This is a genomic window from Flavobacterium sp., assembly GCF_023151265.1.
In the GTDB taxonomy this organism is placed as follows: domain Bacteria; phylum Bacteroidota; class Bacteroidia; order Flavobacteriales; family Flavobacteriaceae; genus Flavobacterium.
Map to the genome: position 1 here is coordinate 1 of NZ_JAKLJH010000138.1, position 3,458 is coordinate 3,458.

The following is a 3,458-nucleotide window of genomic DNA, read 5'->3' on the forward strand; positions in this document are numbered from 1 at the left end:
CAAAAGTCTTTTATAATTTTGTGTATGTAAATATTGAAACGATTTAATGTTTTTTAAATATTCATTATCATTTTTATCTTCAATTTGTTTATAATCATTATCCATTTCATCTCCAAAACCAAAATTTATAGGATTTAATTTCTCTATTACGCTTCCATGAATCTCATTTAAATCCCCATTATCAATTTTCAAAAAATCAATGTATTTTTTCATAGTTGAAGTATAATTGAAGCTTAAAAAATAATTAGTAATATGTATTTTTTGACCACTGAAATTATTAGTACTAAACCCAGTACTCTTCTGAACTTTTAATTGATACTCTTCTTCTATTCTCTTCTTACTCTTTATTGAAATTTCGTTATAAAGTTCGTTTAGTTCATTGCCAATATATGTTTTCGGTTTAAATATATTTAATGTTTCAATAATATCATTAGACTTAAATTCAAATTTTTCTTCAATATTATCGATTAAATATTTTTCTAAAAGAGACTTTACATCACCAAACTCATTATTTAATTGGTTGACACCCCACGGATAATTATATTTTCTAAAGTCACTATTTGAAATGTTCTTTAAAATATCATAATAAAGATTCTCTATATCAACCCAATTTTCAGTAGATGACTCACAAATTATTTTATAAAAGTTATTATGGAATTTAATTTCAAAAACACCATCTCTTTTGCTTTTGTTTCTATTTATAAAATTATTAATCTCCTGAAAATTATTAATTTTTTCAATTGCTAACATTTCATCATCATTAATTAAATATCCAAACTCACAATTAATAGCAACCAAATTATCTTTGTAATCTATTTTTTTTCCTCCATTTGTATTACATGCTGTCTTCCAATAATCATCTATGAAATCCTTATAACTCGTCGGCAAACCATGTGCTAAATCAAAACCGTTTCCAATAATCACTAATCTATTCATAAATCTAAAAATGCTTTTCTCAAAAATACGTATTTATTTACAATCTTGTCGTACTGAAAGCATCTCTTTATGAGATTCCTACGGAATGACAAGTTTGTGTTAAAACAATCCTTGCTTACTTTGCGAAAAAACTTTGCCTCTTTGCGTTTAAACCCTAACTTTGCCCTCATGAAAACCACCACCTTCAAAAACACCAAAATCAGTTACACCGACCAAGGAAAAGGAACGGCTGTGGTTTTATTGCATGGTTTTTTGGAAAATCAATCAATGTGGAAAGCGTTTATTCCTGAGTTGGTAAAGAAACATCGCATTATTACTATTGATTTATTAGGTCATGGCGAAACGGAATGTTTGGGTTATGTCCACACCATGGAAGACCAAGCCGATATGGTGCATCAAGTATTACACGAATTAAAAATCAGAAAAGCGGTTTTGATTGGGCATTCGATGGGCGGTTATGTGGCGTTGGCTTTCGCGGAATTGTATCCAGATAATGTAAAAGGAATTGTATTACAAAATTCCACTTCAAGAGCCGATAGCGACGAACGAAAAGCAAATCGTGATAGAGCTATTGTAGCGGTGAAACAAAATTATTCGGCATTCATTCGCATGAGTATTGCTAATTTGTTCAGTGAAGACAATCGCGAACGTTTGGCTGACATTATTGAAGAAGTAAAATTAGAAGCTTTAAAAACGCCACTTCAATGAATCGTTGCTGCGTTAGAAGGCATGAAAATAAGAAAAGACCGCGAAGTTATTTTGCATTTTGCTCCTTATCCGATTCAACTAATTTTAGGTAAAAAAGACCCTGTTTTAAATTATGATGACAATTTAGAACAAATCGAAGACACGCAAGTACAACTCACCACTTTTGAAGATGGCCACATGAGTCACTTTGAAAATCAATCGGAATTGTTAGCTGTTTTGAGTGGTTTTTTGAAAAGGGTTTAATTATTTAACCGCAAAGGGCGCAAAGTTTTTTCGCAAAGTTCGCTAAGCCACAAACTTCACAGATTAATAGGATTTTAAATCTTTGAAAATCCATTGATTCGTGGCAAACTATTTTATATTTAATTATTAATCAGCTCAATTGCTTTTTCTAATACTTCATCTTTTCCTGAGCGAATTCCATTTATTGTAGGTTCTATTTTAACATCAGGAACAATTCCTATACGTTGCGTTTCAGAACCACTAGGAGTTAAAACGCCAATTCCAGAAATGTAAGTAAAAATATTTCCAGGTAAAATAATTGCCGAAACATTTCCATCTGCGCCAGCTGTTGTACTTCCTAAAACCATTGCATTTGGAGCTACTCGCAATGCCATAGTCGTATATTCTGCATTGCTTTGGGTTTCTTCATTAACTAATATGATTACTTTTCCTTTGAAATGATTTTTATTTTTACCTCCAACTCGCATTTCTCCACCTCTAAAAGTAAACAACCCAGGAGTTTTAATATCTCCAGCGGTGAATTTTACAAAATCTTTTTTCTCATTTAGTAGATAATTACTCAAACTAAATATAATAAAATCAGAAGGATAACATCTTAAATCGACAATCAAACCTTTTTTGTCTAAAAACTTATCCATGATTTGATGAATCTCTCCTTTTTTCAAAGATCCTGGATAAATATAACCGATGTTTTCATTGATAATTTTGTGAGAAACTACCTGGTTTGGAAAGTATTTATATTTGACTGTATTTACGACAACTTCTTTTTGACCTAAAACATTTTCAATAGTCAAACTAATCGTTTGTTCATTGGTTCTCAGAATCTTTTGAGATATATCTCGCAATTGTGTTGGGTAATTGGAGGCTGGAAAATATTTCAAATTATTTTTAATCCAATCTTCTACTTTAATTCCGTTTACAGCTAAAATTACATCACCTATTTGTAAATTTCCATCTTTAAATTCATCGTGCAATTTGACAACTACCGCTTTATTTTCAATAAAACTTACTCCAATGGGAGCAATATTTTGACCAAAATAATCCGCAATCACTTCATTGTATCTCCAAATATTAGCATGCGTATCTTGAATTTTCCCAATAAGTTCCAATAGGGTAAAAGTGTATTCTTTTTGATCTTTAGTAGCTATCATTCTTGGTATAAACTCTTTCAAAACAGCATCCCAATTTTCATCCATCAAATGACGATTTGGAAAAAAGTATTCAATCATATTCCAATATCTAAAAATGGCTAAAAGCTTAATTCCAGTATCGGAATATTCCATTTTACTATACACTTTTTCATTAGTAAATTCAGGGTTTTTTACCCTTCTTCTTAAACCGATGTAATAATTTGAATCGCTTCTATCCGCCGCATTTACTTTTTGAAGCAATGCCGATAATTCTGAGGAAATTAAATTCGTGTCAGAAATCCATTTTGTGTTAGGAAGTAATTTAATGGCACTTTCTTTCGGAAGTTTTTGAGTAGTAGTTTTGAAAGTACCCAATTTGTTAATCCATTGCACCAATTCGCCATCAAAGTTTTGACTATTTATTTTTGACAACATTCTAAA

2 protein-coding genes and 1 pseudogene are annotated in these 3,458 nt (G+C 30.7%); 1 reads left to right on the top strand and 2 read right to left on the bottom strand.

Annotated features, from left to right (window positions below; genetic code table 11):
* On the bottom strand, positions 1–936 hold a 936-nt coding region (locus tag L6Q46_RS11575), incomplete at its 3' end, for an AbiH family protein (RefSeq protein WP_291284436.1).
* A gap of 168 nt (positions 937–1,104) precedes the next feature.
* On the opposite strand from L6Q46_RS11575, the pseudogene L6Q46_RS11580 reads away from it, so the two are divergent.
* Positions 1,105–1,887, top strand: a pseudogene (locus L6Q46_RS11580) (alpha/beta hydrolase).
* 119 nt (positions 1,888–2,006) lie between these two features.
* Here L6Q46_RS11580 and L6Q46_RS11585 read toward each other — a convergent pair.
* A partial coding sequence (locus L6Q46_RS11585; protein WP_291284437.1) for a S41 family peptidase occupies positions 2,007–3,458 on the bottom strand: 1,452 nt, incomplete at its 5' end.